Below are 18,851 nucleotides of genomic sequence, written 5' to 3'. Positions count from 1 at the left end.
TGTGATCAATCCAAATCCAAAACGTTCAGATGAGCCGGTCTTCTGGGGGCTGTTTGGCGCAGGCGGCATGTGGAGCGCCATTATTGCCCCGGTCATTATCCTGCTGGTCGGTATTATGCTGCCGCTGGGGCTGTTTCCGGGCGATGCGCTGAGCTATGAGCGCGTACTGGCCTTTGCGAGCAGCTTTATTGGCCGGGTGTTCATCTTCCTGATGATCGTCCTGCCGCTGTGGTGTGGTCTGCACCGTATCCACCATGCGATGCACGATTTGAAAATCCATGTGCCAAGCGGTAAATGGGTCTTCTACGGTCTGGCGACCATTCTGACGGTCGTCACGTTGATTGCCGTGGTTACCATCTGACTGAACAGGCCCGCCATCCGGCGGGCTTTTTACTTTTTCATCTTCTCCACCAGCCACCGGGAAAATTCGCGCATGGCAGGCGTTTCTGCCCGGGACTGCAATCGGGTCAGCCAGTAACTGCCGAGTTCAATCTGCGTTGCAAAGGGCTGCACAATGCGCTCGCTGGCTAACAGATGGGTAAACATATCGACAGGTGCAATGGCAATACCTACCCCTGCCTGAGCGGCCTCCAGCATGGTCACGGACGAATCAAATACCATCACACGGTGCGTTGGCGAAGGGGGGTGCTCGCCGGCCGCCTGCATCCACGCGGTCCACTCGTCGCGTCGGTAGGAGCGCAGCAGCGTAAACCTGAGGATGTCGGCCGGACAGTGCAGACTGGTGGCGATATCGGGCGTACACAGCGGCGCGAGCGGCGCATGACAAAGAAATTCAGCCTCGGTGCCATGCCACGCCCCGCCACCGTAGCGGATCGTATAGTCAAGCCCTTCGGCAGCCGGATCAACGCGGTTGTTATGGGTGGAAAGCTGAAGATCGATGTGCGGATAGCCACGGCGAAAATCGTCCAGCTGTGAGAATAAAACCCCGATGGCAAACGTACCCACCACGCCGATTTTCAGCTTCTCCTGCGCACGATGGTTAGCGAAGCGATCCAGCATTCCGGCTATACGATCGAACGAATCATTCAGTACCGGCAGTAAGTTTTCTCCCTCGGTAGTCAACATCAGCCCGCGCGACACGCGAACGAACAGCTGACAGTTCAGGTGCTGCTCCAGCGTTTTCACATGCTGGCTAATGGCTGAATGGGTCACATTCAGCTCAATGGCCGCATGCGTAAAGCTGAGATGTCTCGCGGCGGCTTCAAAGGCTCGAAGCGAATTGAGGGGGAGATAGCTTCGCGTCATGGTCTCTTCCGTTAGAAAAATTAACAGCTAATGCTAAATTTAACCGTTTGTCAGGCACAGTCAAATCCAACAGACTACGCCTGTCTGACGGGCCCGGACATCCCCTTGACTCGCTATTACGGAAGATTACTGATGATGAAAAAATCTCTTTGCTGCGCCCTGCTGCTCGGCATCTCTTGCTCTGCTCTCGCCGCGCCAGTGTCAGAAAAACAGCTGGCGGAGGTGGTCGCGAATACGGTTACCCCGCTGATGAAAGCCCAGTCGATTCCAGGCATGGCGGTGGCCGTTATTTATCAGGGTAAACCGCACTATTACACGTTTGGCAAAGCCGATATCGCGGCCAGCAAACCCGTTACGCCTCAGACTCTGTTCGAGCTGGGTTCTATAAGTAAAACCTTCACCGGGGTTTTAGGAGGGGATGCCATTGCTCGCGGTGAAATTTCGCTGGACGATCCGGTGACCAGATACTGGCCACAGCTAACGGGCAAGCAGTGGCAGGGGATTCGTATGCTGGATCTCGCAACCTACACCGCTGGCGGCCTGCCGCTACAGGTACCGGATGAGGTCACGGATAATGCCGCCCTGCTGCGCTTTTATCAAAACTGGCAGCCGCAGTGGAAGCCTGGCACAACGCGTCTTTACGCCAACGCCAGTATCGGTCTTTTTGGCGCGCTGGCGGTCAAACCTTCCGGCATGCCCTATGAGCAGGCCATGACGACGCGGGTCCTTAAGCCGCTCAAGCTGGACCATACCTGGATTAACGTTCCGAAAGCGGAAGAGGCGCATTACGCCTGGGGCTATCGTGACGGTAAAGCGGTGCGCGTTTCGCCGGGAATGCTGGATGCACAAGCCTATGGCGTGAAAACCAACGTGCAGGATATGGCGAACTGGGTCATGGCAAATATGGCGCCGGAGAAGGTTGCTGATGCCTCACTTAAGCAGGGCATCGCGCTGGCGCAGTCGCGCTACTGGCGTATCGGGTCAATGTATCAGGGTCTGGGCTGGGAGATGCTCAACTGGCCCGTGGAGGCCAACACGGTGATCGAGGGCAGCGACAGTAAGGTGGCGCTGGCACCGCTGCCCGTGGCAGAAGTGAATCCACCGGCTCCCCCGGTCAAAGCGTCCTGGGTCCATAAAACGGGCTCTACTGGCGGGTTTGGCAGCTACGTGGCCTTTATTCCTGAAAAGCAGATCGGTATTGTGATGCTCGCGAATAAAAGCTATCCGAACCCGGCACGCGTTGAGGCGGCATACCATATCCTCGACGCGCTACAGTAAAACATTGCGGGTGGCGCTGCGCTTACCCGGTCTACACAACGCATGAACTTTGAAGGCCGGGTAAGGCGAAGCCGCCACCCGGCAAAACACCCTGCACAATCTCCCTCATTTTCCCTGCTGTCATCTACACTTAACAAAAAACAGTAAGGAAACTCCTATGCGCATTCTGCCTGTTATTGCCGCAGTAACAGCCGCGTTTTTAGTGGTTGCTTGCAGTTCCCCTACTCCTCCGCCTGGCGTCACGGTAGTCAGTAATTTCGACGCACAGCGCTTCCTCGGCACCTGGTATGAAATCGCCCGACTGGACCATCAGTTCGAACGGGGCTTAGAAAAAGTCACGGTCAGCTACAGCGCGATGGATGACGGCGGGATCCGGGTCATTAACCGCGGCTATAACCCGGATCGCCAGATGTGGCAGCAGTCAGTTGGTCAGGCCTATTTCACCGGCGCATCTAACCGCGCGGCCATGAAAGCCTCTTTCATCGGCCCATACTACGGCGGGTATAACGTCATTGCGCTGGACAGAGAGTACCGCCACGCGCTGGTCTGTGGGCCGGATCGCAACTATCTGTGGCTCCTCTCACGCACGCCAACGATCTCGGCGGAAATGAAACAGCAGATGCTGGACATAGCGACCCGGCAAGGGTTTGATGTGACGAAGTTAATCTGGGTAAAACAGCCGCATTAGTGCGTACTGAGTTTTAACCCGATGATACCCGCGACAATCAACGCGAGGCTGGCGATGCGCGCCAGACTCGCAGACTCCCCCAGCAGCAGAATGCCGGTAATGGCAGCCCCTACCGCGCCAATTCCCGTCCAGACAGCGTAAGCTGTGCCGACCGGTAAGGTTCGCATCGCCCATGAAAGCATGACGATACTGACAATCATTGCGGCGATAGTGATGACGCTGGGCGTCAGGCGGGTAAAACCGTGGGTGTATTTCAGACCAATTGCCCATACCACTTCGAGCAAACCAGCAATAACAAGAACGATCCAGGACATTTCAGGCTCCTTAACTTAAAGACAAGTTGGGGCCGTCCCCGATGAGTGAAGCGCTTACGGGTCGTCCCGCAAGGCAGAAGTTGCGCCTCTTATTTTGGTTAGCGTGGAATTTTTTTTCAAACTTTTTCTGCTGAACACCTTAAAGCAAGAAATAGCCTCAGTAAGGCACGTAGTTCAGGCATTTATGACTCATCCGACTTCTCTATGATGATAGGCTTTCTGATGGCAGGAAGCCAAACCACTAGCCGACTGCGAAAATTTTATGTTCAAAATTCTTTTGATTGACCGTTGTCACTTCACCCGCGCGGGATTTGAAGCCTGGGTCAATCATTCAGACCTGTTTTCGGGTCATTTCGTCGTAACCGGGGTAAATAATCTTTTCCTCGCCAGAGAGCATATCCTGCAATGGAAACCTGCGCTGGTCATCGCTGATTTATCTGGCTTCCGGCAGGATTTACACCATTTTCAGCAGCTTTCCTCCCTGCTAATTGCCAGCGAAACACTGCCTTTTATTATGCTGCAATCAGGGCAGGAGCAGGAGATGACTGATTATCTGGCGCAGTTCCCGATATGGTCTTCGCTCTCCAAAAATACCGATCTGGAAGCACTGGCGACGGTGATAAACGATGCGCTAACGTCATGCGCGAGCGCGGAGCTACCGAAAATGGCGGCACCGTTGCTGACGCGTCAGGAAGAAAGAGTTCTGACCTTGTGGATGGATGGTGCGAGCAACCAGAAAATTGCCAGCAATCTTCGCATTAACGGAAAAACGGTATATACGTACAAACGCAATATCCGCATGAAGCTGCATATGGATACGCGCTACTCGCCGTTTTTATCGCTACAGGAAGTGGAGAATTGACGGTACGGTGTAATAACTTGCCGTACCGTCGCTTACATTAGTTCTGAGCTTTAGTTGCTGCGCCAGAAATCGCGCTACCACCGTCGGAGATATCTTCCCCTACGCCACGGGTGGTGTTACATGCAGTCAGTACCGAAGAAAGCACCAGAACAGAAAAGATCGCTGCAATTGTTTTCTTAACCATAATATCTTCCTTTTATAGCCAAAGTTATTTTGTGTATAGCAACTTAAGAATAGACAAAATCTTGCCGTTTGACGGAAAAGGAAGAATTTTTAGGAAAATTAGACGGAATTAGCTGGCCGCATGGGAAATGATATGGCCGAGATCCTGGATATCTTCACCCACGCCACGCGCGGTGTTGCAGCCGGAGAGAATTGCGCTGGAGAGCGCTAACAGAAGCAGAATTTTAACGGTACGTTTCATCTTCCCTGCCTGCAAAATCAGGCGCAGCGGGCGCTGCGCCTTTAATCATGACGTAAATTACTTCACGCGGGATACGTATTCGCCGGAGCGGGTATCCACTTTGATCACTTCACCGATCTGTACGAACAGTGGCACTTTCACCACAGCGCCGGTAGACAGGGTGGCAGGCTTGCCGCCAGTACCTGCGGTATCACCTTTCAGACCTGGATCGGTTTCAACGATTTCCAGCTCAACGAAGTTCGGCGGCGTAACCGCGATAGGCTGACCGTTCCACAGGGTCACGATGCACTCAGCCTGATCCAGCAGCCACTTGGCGTTGTCGCCAATCGCTTTCGCGTCCGCAGACAGCTGCTCGAAGGTTTCGTTGTTCATGAAGTGCCAGAACTCACCGTCGTTGTACAGGTAAGTCAGGTTCATATCGACAACATCAGCGCCTTCAGCGGAGTCAGTAGATTTGAAGGTTTTCTCAACACGGGTACCGGTCAGCAGGCGGCGCAGCTTAACGCGCGCAAATGCCTGGCCTTTACCTGGTTTAACGAATTCGCTGGCTTCAACCGCGTACGGTTCGCCGTCCATCATGATTTTAAGACCAGCACGAAAATCGTTGCTATAGTACGTTGCCATAAGGCCCTCTAAATTTGTTAACTGGTAGCTAAGCCACAAAATGGCGCATATTGTAACCCTAAACACCCCGTCCAGAGAAGATTGGTTATCGCAACTTGCCGATGTAATCACCAGTCCTGATGAATTGCTGCGTCTTTTAGACCTCGAACAGCACGAAGCGTTGCGTGCAGGCCGTGAGGCGAAGCGCCTTTTCGCCCTGCGCGTTCCCCGCGCGTTTGTTGCCCGAATGGAAAAGGGTAACCCTGATGATCCATTATTAAAACAAACGCTGACCTCTCAGGATGAGTTTATTACCGCCCCCGGATACAGCACCGATCCGCTGGAAGAGCAGAACAGTGTTGTACCGGGTTTACTGCATAAATACCGCAATCGTGCCCTGCTGCTGGTTAAGGGCGGGTGCGCGGTAAATTGCCGCTATTGCTTCCGTCGCCACTTCCCGTACGCCGAAAATCAGGGTAATAAGCGCAACTGGCAGGTGGCGCTGGACTACATCGCAGCGCACCCGGAACTGGATGAAATCATCTTTTCCGGCGGCGACCCGCTGATGGCAAAAGATCATGAGCTGGACTGGCTGCTGACTCAACTTGAGACCATCCCGCACATTAAGCGTCTGCGCATTCACAGCCGTTTACCGATCGTCATCCCGGCGCGTATCACCGACGCCCTGGTCACGCGCCTGGAGCAGTCCCGTTTACAGGTGCTGCTGGTAAACCATATCAACCATGCAAATGAAATTGACGCGGACTTTCGTGCGGCGATGACGCGTATGCGAATGGCAGGCGTGACGCTGCTCAACCAGAGCGTATTACTGCGCGGCGTGAACGACAGCGCCCACGTGTTGGCCGATCTCAGCAATGCCTTATTTGATGCGGGCGTAATGCCCTATTACCTGCATGTTCTGGATCGCGTCCAGGGCGCGGCGCACTTCATGGTGACGGATGAAGAGGCCCGGAAGATTATGCGCGAGCTGTTAACGCTGGTTTCAGGTTATATGGTGCCGAAGCTGGCACGTGAGATTGGCGGAGAGCCGAGTAAGACGCCGCTGGATTTGCAGCTGCGGCAGCAGTAAAAAAAGCAGGTGGCGCTACGCTTACCTGCCTACAGGTAAAGCGGCAGCGCCATCAAAATGTTATATCAGTTCGGGCACTTATAGACCTGGCCGTTCATCTGGCTGGCGGTTGGCACAAAGCTGGACAGCATACCCTGCGTCGGGCTGCTCACCCCGTAAATCACGTTGCCGCCCATTGCCGCAGCCTGATTACGCAGGGCATTGGCCGCACCGCGCATAGAGCCGCCCTCCTCGCCGTGCTGCCCTGACATCCAGTTGCTTTGCTCGCCAGAGGCGGTGCCTAACAGCTGGCATTCGCTGCCCGGCTTATCTTCCACAAAGCGAACGCTCTGGCCCGCTGCCGTCAGCTCATTGCTGGTGCTACAACCCGCCAGCAGCAATGCTGCACCTACAATCCCTGCACAGACTTTTATGCGCATGTTATTCCTCGTTTTCAATAAGCTGGACAGTAGTTGTCCGCGTGTAAACCTTATACTAAAAAGATGACCAAAAGAAAAATGCTGAGCATTTCTGCGAGCCAGATTCCGCTGGCACTCCTCCGACATCTTAAATGAATTCTGATAATAACCTTTGGGATATCGTGTTTTAGCCCCCGATCGTTTTTAGTGATGCGACGTACAACTTTTGTACGGGACTAAAAAAAAGGGGGTTTCATGAGTGCATCATCCTCAGGAGAGGAAAAAGTAACCTGGGTGGGCTATCTGGCGTTCGTGCTCACCATCGTATTTTTCTCAGGTTTTTTCGCCAAAAGTACTGAATGGTGGCGCGTGCTGGATTTTACCGTCCTGAACGGCAGCTTTGGACCGGTGAACGGCGCCCTAACGTTTCGCGGCGAGGGTGGCACAGGAGCGAAAGACGGTTTTTTGTTTGCCCTTGAACTGGCGCCCTCGGTCATTTTATCGCTCGGGATCATTGCCGTTACCGAGGGGCTGGGCGGGCTGCGCGCCGCACAACAGCTCATGACGCCCATTCTGCGCCCGCTGCTCGGCGTGCCGGGCATCTGCTCTCTGGCGCTTATCGCCAACCTGCAAAATACCGATGCAGCCGCAGGGATGACCAAAGAGTTGACCGACGAAGGGTCGATTACTGACCATGAACGCGCCATTTTCGCCACCTTCCAGACCAGCGGTAGCGCCATTATTACCAACTATTTTTCTTCCGGTGCCGCACTTTTTACCTTCATTACCGTCCCGGTGATCGCGCCGCTTGCCGTCATTCTGGTGTTCAAATTTGTTGGCGCGAACTTCCTGCGACTGTGGATCGCCCACATGGAAGTTCGTCGCGTTCAGGAGGAAAAATGATCGCCCAGACGCGTAAAAATATCATGGACTTGTTTATCGATGGCGCCCGCCGCGGCTTTACCATCGCCACCACCAGCCTGCTGCCGAACGTGGTCATGGCGTTTGTCATCATTCAGGCGCTTAAGGTGACCGGCCTGCTGGATATTGTCGGCAGGGTATGCGAGCCCATCATGGCCCTGTGGGCGCTTCCGGGTGCGGCGGCAACGGTACTTCTGGCATCGGTGATGAGCATGGGCGGCGGCGTGGGGGTTTGCGCCAGCCTGGTCGTCGCCGGCACGCTCAGCGGCCATGATGCCACCATCCTGCTGCCCGCCATCTACCTGATGGGCAATCCGGTGCAAAACACGGGCCGCTGCCTCGGCACCGCGGGCGTGAACCCGAAATATTACCCGCACATCATCGCTGTCTGCGTCATCAACGCCCTGCTCTCGATGTGGGTGATGCAGCTACTCTTCTGAGGAGATAAAAATGGATTTTTCAGTGCTGGAACCGCATCTCTTCCGCCATGCACATCTTGTTTGAGTAACGGCTCGACGGGCAATAAAAAACCCCGGGCATCGCTGCCCGGGGTTCATTCTGAGAGGTTCAGAACAACATGATTACATCATGCCGCCCATGCCACCCATGCCGCCCATACCACCAGCAGCACCTAAGTCAGGCGCGTCGCCTTTAGGCATGTCGGTTACCATGCATTCGGTCGTGATCATCAGGCCAGCTACAGATGCCGCGTACTGCAGAGCAGAACGGGTAACTTTAGTTGGGTCCAGGATACCGAAGTCGATCATGTTGCCGTATTCTTCAGTTGCTGCGTTGTAACCGTAGTTACCTTCGCCCGCTTTCACGTTGTTCGCAACTACTGATGGCTCTTCACCGGCGTTGGACACGATCTGACGCAGAGGGGCTTCCATTGCGCGAAGCGCAACTTTGATACCTACGTTCTGGTCTTCGTTCTGAGCGGTCAGGCCAGCCAGTTTAGCGGCTACACGCACCAGCGCGACACCACCACCAGCAACTACGCCTTCTTCTACCGCAGCACGGGTCGCATGCAGGGCATCGTCAACGCGTGCTTTCTTCTCTTTCATTTCAACTTCGGTCGCAGCACCAACTTTGATTACCGCAACGCCGCCTGCCAGTTTCGCTACGCGCTCCTGCAGTTTTTCACGGTCGTAATCGGAAGTTGCTTCTTCGATCTGCTTACGGATCTGACCAACACGGCCTTGAATAGCGGCTTCTTCACCCACACCGTCGATGATAGTGGTAGTGTCTTTGTTGATCACAACGCGTTTCGCCTGGCCCAGGTCTTCCAGGGTCGCTTTTTCCAGCTCCATACCAATCTCTTCGGAGATCACGGTACCGCCGGTCAGGGTAGCGATATCCTGCAGCATCGCCTTACGACGATCGCCGAAGCCAGGTGCTTTAACCGCTGCCACTTTCACGATGCCACGCATGGTGTTAACCACCAGAGTCGCCAGCGCTTCGCCTTCAACGTCTTCAGCAATGATTACCAGCGGCTTGCCTGCTTTCGCAACGGCTTCCAGCACTGGCAGCATTTCGCGGATGTTGGAGATTTTCTTGTCAGCCAGCAGGATGAACGGGCTTTCCAGCTCAACAGCGCCAGTTTCTGGCTTGTTGATGAAGTATGGGGACAGGTAACCGCGGTCGAACTGCATACCTTCAACCACATCCAGTTCGTCTTCCAGACCAGTACCGTCTTCAACGGTGATCACGCCTTCTTTACCGACTTTATCCATCGCTTCAGCGATCAGTTTACCTACGGTTTCGTCGGAGTTAGCGGAGATAGTACCAACCTGAGCAATGGCTTTAGAGTCAGAGCACGGTACGGACAGCGCTTTCAGCTCTTCAACAGCAGAGGCGACAGCTTTGTCGATACCACGTTTCAGATCCATTGGGTTCATGCCCGCAGCAACGGCTTTCAGGCCTTCGGTGATGATCGCCTGCGCCAGTACGGTCGCGGTGGTGGTACCGTCACCAGCAGCGTCGTTCGCTTTAGAGGCAACTTCTTTCACCATCTGTGCGCCCATGTTTTCGAACTTGTCTTCCAGCTCGATTTCACGTGCAACAGAAACACCATCTTTAGTGATGGTTGGCGCGCCGAAGGATTTGTCCAGCACGACGTTACGGCCTTTCGGGCCCAGAGTGACTTTCACTGCGTCTGCCAGTACGTTTACGCCGCGGAGCATTTTTACACGAGCGTCGTTACCGAATTTTACGTCTTTAGCTGCCATGTTCTTATTTCCTCAAATTCGTACAGTTTCGTGCGTTAATTACGCTTCAACAATTGCCAGAATGTCGCTCTCGGACATGATCAACACTTCTTCATTGTCGATCTTCTCGGATTTCACGCCGTAGCCATCGTTGAAAATGACGATGTCACCAACTTTAACGTCCAGTGGCTGCACAGTTCCGTTTTCCAGGATGCGGCCCTTACCGACAGCGATGATTTCGCCACGCGTTGATTTTGCTGCTGCTGAACCGGTCAGAACGATGCCGCCAGCAGACTTGGTTTCAACTTCTTTACGTTTGACGATCACACGATCATGTAACGGACGAATACTCATTGATAGCTCTCCTTTGAGAAAGTCATTATCAGTTATGGATGACGCCGGTCCGCATGCGGTTTTCCGGCTAGTGCCCTGAGAGATGGGGATAGCTTTTTACCCCTTCAAGGGGTAATCGAAAAAAAATTTGCGAAAGTGTTACCATCCACTCTCTTTTGATGGTGGCGGGACGAGGTAAATGAGTGGACTCAGGCAGGAGTTGGGGCTGGCGCAGGGCATTGGCTTACTCTCAACGTCTTTGTTAGGCACGGGCGTTTTTGCGGTTCCCGCGCTGGCGGCGTTGGTTGCCGGCAATAACAGTCTTTGGGCATGGCCGGTGCTGATCGTGCTGGTGTTTCCTGTGGCGATTGTCTTTGCCATACTCGGGCGGCACTTCCCGAGCGCAGGCGGCGTAGCGCATTTTGTCGGCATGGCGTTTGGGCCGCGAATGGAACGCGTCACCGGCTGGCTATTTTTGTCGGTGATACCCGTTGGCCTTCCGGCAGCCCTGCATATCGCAACCGGCTTCGGACAGGCGCTGTTTGGCTGGCACGATGAACAGCTGCTGCTGGCTGAACTCGGCACGCTAGCGATTATCTGGTGGGTTGGCTCACGCGGGGCCAGTTCCAGCGCCAACCTGCAAACGCTGGTCGCCGTGTTAATCGTCGCGCTGATCGTCGCCATCTGGTTTGCGGGTGACATTACGGTGGCGGATATTCCTTTCCCCGCGATTAATGACATCGACCACACACAGCTTTTCGCTGCACTATCCGTCATGTTCTGGTGTTTCGTCGGTCTGGAGGCGTTCGCTCATCTGGCATCCGAGTTTAAACAGCCCGAGCGTGATTTTCCCCGCGCCCTGATGATTGGCCTGCTGCTGGCGGGCACCGTGTACTGGGCCTGTACCGTACTGGTGCTGCACTTCAACGCGTTCGGTGAAGAGAAAGCCGCCGCCGCGTCGCTGCCGGGCATCGTGGTGCAGCTGTTTGGCGTTAAAGCCCTGTGGGTAGCCTGCGTGATTGGCTATCTCGCCTGCTTTGCCAGCCTCAACATCTATATTCAGAGCTTCGCCCGGCTGGTGTGGTCTCAGGCACTTTATAAACCGGATAGCCCCCTCTCACGCCTGTCAAAGCGTCAGCTTCCGGTGAATGCGCTGAATACCGTACTGGGCTGCTGCGTGGTGAGTTCCCTGGCCATTTATCTCCTCGACATCAACCTTGACGCGCTGATTATCTACGCCAACGGTATTTTCATCATGATCTATCTGTTGTGCATGCTGGCGGGCTGTCGGCTACTGAAAGGACGCTTTAAGGCGCTGGCGGCTATCGGGTGTGTCCTGTGCCTGCTGCTGCTGGCGATGGTGGGATGGAAGAGTGTGTACGCCATCGTCATGCTGGCGGGGCTGTGGGTGTTTTTACCGAAGCGGCAAAATCCGCAGGCCCGGTGAGCGAGCGCCACCGGGCAAGAAACTTACCGATCGTCTTTATGATCTAACCGGTCGCGCTGCTCATCCTTACGCTGATATTCCCCTTCAAAGGTATCGCCCGGGCCGGTGCTGAAACCACCGCCTGGCATACGGCTGAAACGCAGATGCGGCAGCAGCTTCATGGTCAGATGCTTCTGCACCGGCGGCAACAGCAACAGCAGGCCGAGGAAGTCTGTAAAGAAGCCCGGCAGGATCAGCAGCAGGCCAGCAATAATCAGCGACACGCTTTTGATCATCTCGGCGGCCGGGCTTTCACCTGCGGCCATCTTCTGCTGCATTAACAGGAAATTTTTGAAACCCTGATTGCGCACCAGCGACATGCCGATGACGGAGGTGAAGATCACCAGAATCAGCGTCAGCAGGACGCCCAGCACATGGGCAACCTGGATGAAAATGGAAATCTCAATGTAAACATAAAGAAAGAAAGCAATAAATGGTATCCAGCGCACTGGCATCTCCTGTGTGGCAGGTGCCTTCTGGCCCCTGACTGAATGTGTTCGCGAAGCGCGTAGATAAGAAATGGTGACGGTTAGCCAAAATTCAATCGGTTTGCACGGATATTTTTTCTGGAAATATTAAAGCGGTGACATATTTCACAGATTAATAATTATCATGAAATCGGGTCGATAATAAGTGATCCAGCTTACGGCAATTCGCTATCATCAGCATATGATCTCGAACATCTGGCCGATTGAGGGAATAATCGTCGGTCATAAAATATTCAAAACCACATATCTACTGTGTGTTTAGTACAATCCATCGGCAGCTTGAAAAGAAGGTTCACATGTTAAACAACATTCGTATCGAAGAAGATTTGTTGGGTACCAGGGAAGTTCCAGCGGATGCCTACTATGGTGTTCACACTCTGAGAGCGATTGAAAACTTCTACATCAGCAACAGCAAAATCAGCGACATCCCTGAATTTGTGCGTGGCATGGTGATGGTAAAAAAAGCCGCGGCTCTGGCAAACAAAGAGCTGCAAACCATTCCTAAAAGCGCTGCAAATGCGATTATCGCCGCGTGCGATGAAGTGCTGAACAACGGCAAATGCATGGATCAGTTCCCGGTTGACGTCTATCAGGGCGGCGCAGGCACCTCCGTCAACATGAACACCAACGAAGTGCTGGCAAACATCGGCCTGGAGCTGATGGGTCATCAGAAAGGTGAATACCAGTACCTGAACCCGAACGACCACGTTAACAAATGTCAGTCCACCAACGACGCCTACCCAACCGGCTTCCGCATCGCGGTGTATGCCTCTGTCGTCAAACTGGTCGACGCGATTAATCAGCTGGGTGATGGCTTCCAGCGTAAAGCCGTTGAGTTCCAGGACATTCTGAAAATGGGTCGTACCCAGCTGCAGGACGCAGTGCCAATGACCCTCGGCCAGGAGTTCCACGCGTTTAACGTGCTGTTGAACGAAGAGACCAAAAACCTGCTGCGCACGTCCGAACTGCTGCTGGAAGTGAACCTGGGTGCTACCGCCATCGGTACACGCCTGAACACCCCGGATGGCTATCAGCAGCTGGCGGTACAGAAGCTGGCTGAAGTGTCCAACCTGCCGGTTGTGCCTGCAGAAGACCTGATTGAAGCCACCTCAGACTGCGGCGCCTACGTGATGGTGCACAGCGCATTGAAACGTCTGGCGGTGAAACTGTCCAAAATCTGTAACGACCTGCGCCTGCTCTCCTCCGGTCCGCGCGCTGGCCTGAATGAAATCAACCTGCCAGAGTTGCAGGCGGGTTCATCCATCATGCCAGCTAAAGTGAACCCGGTGGTGCCAGAAGTGGTGAACCAGGTTTGCTTCAAGGTTATTGGTAACGATACGACCGTCACCATGGCCTCCGAAGCCGGTCAACTCCAGCTGAACGTAATGGAGCCGGTGATTGGCCAGGCGATGTTTGAATCTATCCACATTCTGACCAACGCCTGCTACAACCTGCTGGAAAAATGCATTAACGGCATCACCGCGAATAAAGAAGTGTGTGAAGGCTACGTCTATAACTCCATCGGCATCGTCACCTACCTCAACCCGTTCATCGGCCACCACAACGGCGATATCGTCGGGAAGATTTGTGCCGAAACCGGTAAGAGCGTGCGTGAGGTGGTTCTCGAGCGAGGATTGTTGACCGAAGCCGAACTGGACGATATCTTCTCCGCCCAGAACCTGATGCACCCGGCATATAAAGCGAAACGATATACCGATGAAAGCGAACAGTAACCGTTCAGGCTAAGCTTCCGAAAGGCACGTCACTTGTGACGTGCCTTTTTTCTTTATAGCCGTTACCAAAACACAACAATTCAATATCAACTTGTTAATAAGCAAGGCAGGTCTTTATGTTTGGAGCAGAACTCGTCATCGTCCTGTTGGCGATTTATTTGGGCGCACGACTCGGGGGTATCGGCATCGGCTTTGCCGGCGGTCTCGGCGTGCTCGTACTTACCCTGATCTTTCAGATTAAACCCGGCGCAATCCCTTTTGACGTTATCGAAATCATCATGGCGGTTATCGCTGCCATTGCGGCCATGCAGGTCGCTGGCGGTATGGACTACCTGGTGAGCCTGGCGGAGCGTATGCTGCGTCGTCATCCAAAATACATCACCTTCCTTGCCCCACTGGTGACCTGGTTTATGACCATTCTCGCCGGTACTGGCCATACCGCTTTCTCCACGCTGCCGGTCATCACCGAAGTGGCGAAAGAGCAGGGTATTCGCCCGTCTCGCCCTCTTTCTATTGCTGTAGTCGCCTCCCAGATTGCGATCACCGCCTCGCCCATTTCCGCGGCGGTGGTCTTTTTCGCGGGTATTCTCGAGCCGATGGGCGTAAGTTATCTGACGCTGCTGGCGATCTGTATTCCGGTCACGCTGATTGCGGTAATGATCACTGCCGTGCTGTGTAACTTCCTCGGCGCCGAGCTGAAAGACGATCCGGTTTACCAGGAGCGTCTGGCAAAAGGTGAAGTGAGCCTGCGCGGTAGCCAGGTCTTTGAGCTGAAGCCGCATGCAAAACGCTCCGTGCTGCTGTTCCTGATTGGTATCGTCGCCGTGATGTTCTACGCGACCGCCATCAGCGATACGGTAGGTCTGATCCAGAACCCGGTTCTGCCGCGTAACGAAGCGATTGTGGTATTTATGCTGACCATCGCGACGCTGATCAGTATCACCTGTAAAATCGACACCAGCGAAGTGCTGAACGCCAGCACCTTCAAATCCGGTATGAGCGCCTGCGTGTGCGTGCTGGGTGTGGCGTGGCTCGGTGACACCTTCGTGAAAGCGCACATCAGCGATATCCAGACAGTTGCAGGCGACCTGCTGCACAACTATCCGTGGCTACTGGCGGTGGTGCTGTTCTTTGCCGCAACGCTGCTGTACTCCCAGGCTGCGACCACCAAAGCGCTAATGCCTGCGGCACTGATGCTGGGCGTGACGCCGCTGACGGCGATTGCCTCTTTCGCGGCGGTTTCCGCCCTGTTCGTGCTGCCAACCTACCCAACCCTGCTGGCCGCGGTTGAGATGGATGACACCGGCTCGACCCGTATCGGTAAATACGTGTTTAACCACGCGTTCCTCATCCCGGGCGTGGTGGCGATTACGCTCTGCGTGGTCCTCGGCTTTATCATCGGCGGCATTGTGCTGTAAACGGTTAGCCGTTGTAAAAATAGTTAAAAACGGGCCGCGCTGCGGCCCGTTTCATTAATGACCAATCACATGGCGTGATATAGTGAAGACTTTCGTGATGAGGAGGTCGACTCGTGAACACGCCTGATGCTGTTGTTGTACTGTGTACCGCCCCTGATGAAGCTTCTGCCCAGGATCTCGCCGCCAAAGTGCTGGCCGAAAAACTGGCTGCCTGCGTCACGCTACTTCCCGGCGCCACCTCCCTTTATTACTGGGAAGGCAAGCTGGAGCAAGAGTACGAAGTCCAGATGTTGCTCAAAACCAATCTGACCAACCAGCAGGCGCTCCTCGACTGCCTCAAGTCTCATCATCCTTACCAAACCCCGGAGCTGCTGGTGCTGCCAGTGGTCCACGGCGATAACGATTATCTCTCATGGCTCAACGCTTCTTTACGCTGATCCTGCTGCTGTGCAGCACGTCAGTTTTTGCCGGGTTGTTTGACGCGCCCGGCCGTTCGAACTTTATTCCTGCCGACCAGGCATTCGTTTTCGACTTTCAGCAAAACCAGCACGATCTCAGCCTCACCTGGCAGGTGAAAGAGGGTTACTACCTCTATCGCAAGCAGGTCAGCATCACGCCGGCAAAGGCTGACGTCGGCGCATTGCAGATGCCCGCTGGCGAATGGCACGAGGACGAGTTCTACGGTAAAAGTGAAATTTATCGCCAGCGCTTAAGCGTGCCCGTCACGGTGAATCAGGCGGATAAAGGCGCTACCCTGACGGTGACGTATCAGGGCTGCGCCGATGCGGGCTTCTGCTATCCCCCTGAAACAAAGGTCGTTCCGCTTAGCGAAGTGAAAGCGGCGGCCTCCCCTCTCCCCTCAGGGGAAATGGCCAGTGTGAGGGGTGAAGGCGAAGCCGCTTCAGACCTTCCGTTCTCAGCGCTTTGGGCGTTATTGATTGGTATCGGCATCGCCTTTACGCCCTGCGTACTGCCTATGTACCCGCTTATCTCTGGCATCGTGCTGGGTGGTAAGCAACGCCTTTCCACCGCCCGCGCGCTGTTGCTGGCCTTTATCTATGTGCAGGGCATGGCGTTAACCTATACGGCGCTCGGCCTCGTGGTCGCCGCTGCCGGGTTGCAGTTCCAGGCCGCCCTTCAGCACCCTTATATGCTTATCGGACTGTCAGCAGTGTTTATTCTGCTGGCGCTGTCGATGTTTGGCCTGTTCACTCTGCAACTGCCCTCTTCCCTGCAAACCCGTCTGACGCTAATGAGCAACCGTCAGCAGGGGGGCTCTGCGGGCGGCGTGTTCGCCATGGGTGCCATCGCCGGGCTGATTTGCTCCCCTTGCACCACCGCGCCGCTGAGCGCCATCCTGTTATACATTGCCCAGAGCGGCAACCTTTGGCTCGGCGGCGGCACGCTGTACCTTTACGCGCTCGGCATGGGTCTGCCGCTGATCCTTGTGACGGTATTTGGCAATCGTCTGCTGCCGAAGAGCGGCCCGTGGATGGAGACAGTGAAAACAGCGTTTGGTTTTGTCATTCTGGCGCTACCGGTATTCCTGCTGGAACGCATCATCGGTGATGTGTGGGGTACGCGTCTGTGGGCTATGCTCGGCGTGGCCTTCTTCAGCTGGGCATTTATCGTGAGTCTGGGTGCGAAGAAACCGTGGATGCGCCTGCTACAGATCCTTCTGCTGGCGGCCGCGCTGGTGAGCGTCCGTCCGCTACAGGACTGGGCGTTTGGCACCCCGACAGATCAGACGCAGGCTCATCTGAATTTTATACAGATTAAAAACGTGGACGATCTCAACCGCGCCCTGGTGCAGGCGAAAGGCAAACCGGTCATGCTCGATCTCTATGCCGACTGGTGCGTGGCCTGCAAAGAGTTTGAAAAATACACCTTCAGCGATCCGCAGGTACAACATGCGCTGAGCGATACCGTTCTGCTCCAGGCGAACGTTACCGCCAACAGCGCGCAGGATAAGGCTCTGCTGAAGCAACTTAACGTGCTCGGGCTGCCTACCATCCTGTTCTTCAATGAACAGGGGGAAGAACAGCTGACGCAGCGTGTAACCGGGTTTATGGACGCGACGGCATTCAACGCGCATTTGCGCAATCGCCAACCGTAAACAACACTTTAGACGGGACAAACCGTTGGGAATAGCGGAGGAGATAACCGTGCAACGCGAAGACGTACTGGGACAAGCCCTGCAATTACTTGAGATTCAAGGGATCGCCAGCACCACGCTTGAGATGGTAGCCGACCGTATCGATTACCCTCTGGATGAACTTAAGCGCTTCTGGCCGGATAAAGAGGCGCTGCTGTATGATGCCCTGCGCTATCTCAGCCAGCAGGTGGATATCTGGCGCAGGCAACTGATGCTGAATGAAGAGCTGACCACCGAGCAAAAGCTGCTGGCACGCTATACCGCACTGACGGAGTGTGTCACCAACAACCGTTACCCAGGCTGTCTGTTTATCGCCGCCTGCACCTACTATCCGGATCCCGGACATCCCATCCATCAACTGGCAGATCAGCAAAAACGAGCCGCGCACGAGTTCACACACGAGCTGCTGACCACACTTGAAGTGGATGATCCGGCAATGGTCGCGAAGCAGATGGAGCTGGTGCTGGAAGGTTGCCTGAGCCGCATGCTGGTGAACCGTAGCCAGGCGGATGTGGATACGGCGCACCGTCTGGCGGAAGATATTTTGCGGTTTGCGCAGTGCCGTATGGGTGGTGCACTGACCTAAGCCAGCATTCCCGTCCAGGCGGAAATAAACAAACACAGCGCCATTGCACGTTGAAATCGCACCATCGCCACGGTGGTGCGGAAAATCCGGTTCACCGCCTTCCCCAGCCACGCCCAGCACAACAAACAGACCACTGAGATCGCCAGAAACCATAGCGCCATCAGCGAAATATCCCGTAATGCATGGTCGCTTGCCGGAGCAAACAGGCTGACGACGGCCAGCGCCATCATCCAGGTTTTTGGGTTTACAACCTGTAATAACGCCGCTGCCCGCGCGGTAAATCGCACATGACGCCTGGAGGAGAGATTCGCGGCCGGGGCGCTAAACAGCTGCCAGCTCATCCAGGAAAGCCACAGCACACCCGCCCAGCTCATCACCTGACGTATCAGCGGATACTGGCGTAACACTTCTCCTGCCCCAGCGCCTGAAACCAGAACAATAGCGCTGGCGGCAATACACCCACCCAGGATCGCAGGAATCGTATTTTTTACGCCAAAGTGCTGACTGTTAGCCAGTACCAAAATATTGGTTGGCCCCGGCGTAATCGAGGCGACAAATGCAAACAGCAGGAAGGGTATTAAATTCACAGGTGGCTCCTTTT

At 54.8% G+C, this 18,851-nt stretch carries 23 protein-coding genes; 13 read left to right on the top strand and 10 right to left on the bottom strand.

All coding sequences use genetic code 11. The features are described 5' to 3' along the window. Position 1 precedes the first annotated feature (1 nt). Positions 2 to 361 carry a fumarate reductase subunit FrdD gene (gene frdD, locus ACQG0S_RS02025; protein ID WP_000609653.1) on the top strand — a complete coding sequence of 120 codons (360 nt, stop codon included), beginning with the start codon at positions 2 to 4 and terminating at the stop codon, positions 359 to 361. A gap of 29 nt (positions 362 to 390) precedes the next feature. On the opposite strand, the gene ampR is transcribed toward frdD, so the two are convergent. Continuing rightward, positions 391 to 1,266 (bottom strand): LysR family transcriptional regulator AmpR, encoded by an 876-nt coding sequence (gene ampR, locus ACQG0S_RS02020; protein ID WP_048965660.1) that lies wholly within the window; start codon positions 1,264 to 1,266, stop codon positions 391 to 393. Between the two features lie 132 nt (positions 1,267 to 1,398). Here ampR and blaACT point away from each other — a divergent pair, with 132 nt between their 5' ends. After that, complete coding sequence (gene blaACT / locus ACQG0S_RS02015) at positions 1,399 to 2,544, top strand: ACT family cephalosporin-hydrolyzing class C beta-lactamase (RefSeq protein ID WP_155024565.1); 1,146 nt, start codon at positions 1,399 to 1,401, stop codon at positions 2,542 to 2,544. A gap of 157 nt (positions 2,545 to 2,701) precedes the next feature. Continuing rightward, on the top strand, positions 2,702 to 3,232 hold the full coding sequence (locus ACQG0S_RS02010; protein WP_032625173.1) for a lipocalin family protein: 531 nt from the start codon (positions 2,702 to 2,704) through the stop codon (positions 3,230 to 3,232). Here the strand turns inward: ACQG0S_RS02010 and sugE are convergent. After that, the gene (sugE, locus tag ACQG0S_RS02005; protein ID WP_015572453.1) at positions 3,229 to 3,546 is read right to left on the bottom strand and encodes a quaternary ammonium compound efflux SMR transporter SugE; all 318 of its coding nucleotides are present in this window, start codon (positions 3,544 to 3,546) and stop codon (positions 3,229 to 3,231) included. The two genes, ACQG0S_RS02010 and sugE, sit on opposite strands and share 4 nt — an antisense overlap. Before the next feature lie 262 nt (positions 3,547 to 3,808). Between sugE and ACQG0S_RS02000 the strand changes: the two genes are divergently transcribed. Further along, complete coding sequence (locus tag ACQG0S_RS02000; RefSeq protein WP_048965856.1) at positions 3,809 to 4,408, top strand: helix-turn-helix transcriptional regulator; 600 nt, start codon at positions 3,809 to 3,811, stop codon at positions 4,406 to 4,408. A gap of 37 nt (positions 4,409 to 4,445) precedes the next feature. Here ACQG0S_RS02000 and ecnB read toward each other — a convergent pair whose 3' ends face one another. The 3 genes from ecnB to efp form a co-directional block, all read right to left on the bottom strand. Continuing rightward, the gene (ecnB, locus tag ACQG0S_RS01995; protein ID WP_006178941.1) at positions 4,446 to 4,592 is read right to left on the bottom strand and encodes a lipoprotein toxin entericidin B; all 147 of its coding nucleotides are present in this window, start codon (positions 4,590 to 4,592) and stop codon (positions 4,446 to 4,448) included. Between the two features lie 108 nt (positions 4,593 to 4,700). After that, positions 4,701 to 4,832, bottom strand: coding sequence for an entericidin A/B family lipoprotein (locus ACQG0S_RS01990; RefSeq protein WP_006810410.1), 132 nt, complete (start codon positions 4,830 to 4,832; stop codon positions 4,701 to 4,703). Positions 4,833 to 4,889: 57 nt separating this feature from the next. Then, on the bottom strand, positions 4,890 to 5,456 hold the full coding sequence (gene efp, locus ACQG0S_RS01985) for an elongation factor P (protein WP_003855940.1): 567 nt from the start codon (positions 5,454 to 5,456) through the stop codon (positions 4,890 to 4,892). A 40-nt stretch (positions 5,457 to 5,496) separates the two neighbouring features. Between efp and epmB the strand changes: the two genes are divergently transcribed. Beyond that, positions 5,497 to 6,525: an EF-P beta-lysylation protein EpmB gene (epmB, locus tag ACQG0S_RS01980; RefSeq protein WP_022646803.1), complete on the top strand. Its 1,029-nt coding sequence runs from the start codon at positions 5,497 to 5,499 to the stop codon at positions 6,523 to 6,525. A 65-nt stretch (positions 6,526 to 6,590) separates the two neighbouring features. Here the strand turns inward: epmB and ACQG0S_RS01975 are convergent, their stop codons facing one another. Beyond that, complete coding sequence (locus ACQG0S_RS01975; RefSeq protein ID WP_022646802.1) at positions 6,591 to 6,944, bottom strand: DUF4156 domain-containing protein; 354 nt, start codon at positions 6,942 to 6,944, stop codon at positions 6,591 to 6,593. Between the two features lie 234 nt (positions 6,945 to 7,178). Here ACQG0S_RS01975 and ACQG0S_RS01970 point away from each other — a divergent pair, with 234 nt between their 5' ends. Both ACQG0S_RS01970 and ACQG0S_RS01965 read left to right on the top strand, forming a co-directional pair. Continuing rightward, positions 7,179 to 7,826, top strand: coding sequence for a nucleoside recognition domain-containing protein (locus ACQG0S_RS01970; protein WP_048965857.1), 648 nt, complete (start codon positions 7,179 to 7,181; stop codon positions 7,824 to 7,826). Beyond that, a complete protein-coding gene (locus ACQG0S_RS01965) occupies positions 7,823 to 8,284 on the top strand; it encodes a YjiG family protein (RefSeq protein ID WP_048965858.1) in 462 nt (153 codons plus the stop codon). Before ACQG0S_RS01970 ends, ACQG0S_RS01965 begins: the two co-directional genes overlap by 4 nt. 141 nt (positions 8,285 to 8,425) lie before the next feature. Here the strand turns inward: ACQG0S_RS01965 and groL are convergent, their stop codons facing one another. Both groL and ACQG0S_RS01955 read right to left on the bottom strand, forming a co-directional pair. Beyond that, positions 8,426 to 10,072, bottom strand: coding sequence for a chaperonin GroEL (gene groL / locus ACQG0S_RS01960; protein ID WP_006810416.1), 1,647 nt, complete (start codon positions 10,070 to 10,072; stop codon positions 8,426 to 8,428). A gap of 39 nt (positions 10,073 to 10,111) precedes the next feature. Next, entirely contained in the window at positions 10,112 to 10,405 is a 294-nt protein-coding gene (locus tag ACQG0S_RS01955) for a co-chaperone GroES (protein ID WP_003855929.1), read from the bottom strand. Between the two features lie 178 nt (positions 10,406 to 10,583). Between ACQG0S_RS01955 and yjeH the strand changes: the two genes are divergently transcribed. Beyond that, positions 10,584 to 11,831, top strand: coding sequence for an L-methionine/branched-chain amino acid transporter (gene yjeH, locus ACQG0S_RS01950; protein WP_023299120.1), 1,248 nt, complete (start codon positions 10,584 to 10,586; stop codon positions 11,829 to 11,831). A 23-nt stretch (positions 11,832 to 11,854) separates the two neighbouring features. Here yjeH and ACQG0S_RS01945 read toward each other — a convergent pair whose 3' ends face one another. Further along, a complete protein-coding gene (locus ACQG0S_RS01945) occupies positions 11,855 to 12,319 on the bottom strand; it encodes an FxsA family protein (RefSeq protein WP_003855925.1) in 465 nt (154 codons plus the stop codon). A gap of 335 nt (positions 12,320 to 12,654) precedes the next feature. Here ACQG0S_RS01945 and aspA point away from each other — a divergent pair, with 335 nt between their 5' ends. From aspA to ACQG0S_RS01920, 5 genes are all read left to right on the top strand, one after another. Then, positions 12,655 to 14,091, top strand: coding sequence for an aspartate ammonia-lyase (gene aspA / locus ACQG0S_RS01940; RefSeq protein WP_003855923.1), 1,437 nt, complete (start codon positions 12,655 to 12,657; stop codon positions 14,089 to 14,091). A 116-nt stretch (positions 14,092 to 14,207) separates the two neighbouring features. Beyond that, the gene (locus ACQG0S_RS01935; protein ID WP_008502949.1) at positions 14,208 to 15,509 is read left to right on the top strand and encodes an anaerobic C4-dicarboxylate transporter; all 1,302 of its coding nucleotides are present in this window, start codon (positions 14,208 to 14,210) and stop codon (positions 15,507 to 15,509) included. Positions 15,510 to 15,622: 113 nt separating this feature from the next. Next, the gene (gene cutA, locus ACQG0S_RS01930; protein ID WP_003855908.1) at positions 15,623 to 15,946 is read left to right on the top strand and encodes a divalent cation tolerance protein CutA; all 324 of its coding nucleotides are present in this window, start codon (positions 15,623 to 15,625) and stop codon (positions 15,944 to 15,946) included. Next, a complete protein-coding gene (locus tag ACQG0S_RS01925; protein ID WP_048966013.1) occupies positions 15,922 to 17,625 on the top strand; it encodes a protein-disulfide reductase DsbD in 1,704 nt (567 codons plus the stop codon). Before cutA ends, ACQG0S_RS01925 begins: the two co-directional genes overlap by 25 nt. A gap of 49 nt (positions 17,626 to 17,674) precedes the next feature. Then, a complete protein-coding gene (locus ACQG0S_RS01920; RefSeq protein WP_017383972.1) occupies positions 17,675 to 18,250 on the top strand; it encodes a transcriptional regulator in 576 nt (191 codons plus the stop codon). On the opposite strand, the gene ACQG0S_RS01915 is transcribed toward ACQG0S_RS01920, so the two are convergent. Further along, positions 18,247 to 18,837 (bottom strand): LysE family translocator, encoded by a 591-nt coding sequence (locus ACQG0S_RS01915; RefSeq protein ID WP_023299118.1) that lies wholly within the window; start codon positions 18,835 to 18,837, stop codon positions 18,247 to 18,249. The two genes, ACQG0S_RS01920 and ACQG0S_RS01915, sit on opposite strands and share 4 nt — an antisense overlap. Positions 18,838 to 18,851 lie beyond the last annotated feature (14 nt).

The sequence above is a fragment of the Enterobacter cloacae complex sp. 418I7 genome (assembly GCF_050030705.1).
GTDB lineage: Bacteria > Pseudomonadota > Gammaproteobacteria > Enterobacterales > Enterobacteriaceae > Enterobacter > Enterobacter intestinihominis.
This window is presented reverse-complemented; position numbering and strand designations above follow the sequence as displayed.

Bases quoted from the DNA above. Each gene is read 5' to 3' on its own strand.
- ampR (WP_048965660.1), bottom strand. From the start codon at position 1,266: ATGACGCGAAGCTATCTCCCCCTCAATTCGCTTCGAGCCTTTGAAGCC.
- blaACT (WP_155024565.1), top strand. From the start codon at position 1,399: ATGATGAAAAAATCTCTTTGCTGCGCCCTGCTGCTCGGCATCTCTTGC.
- ACQG0S_RS02010 (WP_032625173.1), top strand. From the start codon at position 2,702: ATGCGCATTCTGCCTGTTATTGCCGCAGTAACAGCCGCGTTTTTAGTG.
- sugE (WP_015572453.1), bottom strand. From the start codon at position 3,546: ATGTCCTGGATCGTTCTTGTTATTGCTGGTTTGCTCGAAGTGGTATGG.
- ACQG0S_RS02000 (WP_048965856.1), top strand. From the start codon at position 3,809: ATGTTCAAAATTCTTTTGATTGACCGTTGTCACTTCACCCGCGCGGGA.
- ecnB (WP_006178941.1), bottom strand. From the start codon at position 4,592: ATGGTTAAGAAAACAATTGCAGCGATCTTTTCTGTTCTGGTGCTTTCT.
- ACQG0S_RS01990 (WP_006810410.1), bottom strand. From the start codon at position 4,832: ATGAAACGTACCGTTAAAATTCTGCTTCTGTTAGCGCTCTCCAGCGCA.
- efp (WP_003855940.1), bottom strand. From the start codon at position 5,456: ATGGCAACGTACTATAGCAACGATTTTCGTGCTGGTCTTAAAATCATG.
- epmB (WP_022646803.1), top strand. From the start codon at position 5,497: ATGGCGCATATTGTAACCCTAAACACCCCGTCCAGAGAAGATTGGTTA.
- ACQG0S_RS01975 (WP_022646802.1), bottom strand. From the start codon at position 6,944: ATGCGCATAAAAGTCTGTGCAGGGATTGTAGGTGCAGCATTGCTGCTG.
- ACQG0S_RS01970 (WP_048965857.1), top strand. From the start codon at position 7,179: ATGAGTGCATCATCCTCAGGAGAGGAAAAAGTAACCTGGGTGGGCTAT.
- ACQG0S_RS01965 (WP_048965858.1), top strand. From the start codon at position 7,823: ATGATCGCCCAGACGCGTAAAAATATCATGGACTTGTTTATCGATGGC.
- groL (WP_006810416.1), bottom strand. From the start codon at position 10,072: ATGGCAGCTAAAGACGTAAAATTCGGTAACGACGCTCGTGTAAAAATG.
- ACQG0S_RS01955 (WP_003855929.1), bottom strand. From the start codon at position 10,405: ATGAGTATTCGTCCGTTACATGATCGTGTGATCGTCAAACGTAAAGAA.
- yjeH (WP_023299120.1), top strand. From the start codon at position 10,584: ATGAGTGGACTCAGGCAGGAGTTGGGGCTGGCGCAGGGCATTGGCTTA.
- aspA (WP_003855923.1), top strand. From the start codon at position 12,655: ATGTTAAACAACATTCGTATCGAAGAAGATTTGTTGGGTACCAGGGAA.
- ACQG0S_RS01935 (WP_008502949.1), top strand. From the start codon at position 14,208: ATGTTTGGAGCAGAACTCGTCATCGTCCTGTTGGCGATTTATTTGGGC.
- ACQG0S_RS01925 (WP_048966013.1), top strand. From the start codon at position 15,922: ATGGCTCAACGCTTCTTTACGCTGATCCTGCTGCTGTGCAGCACGTCA.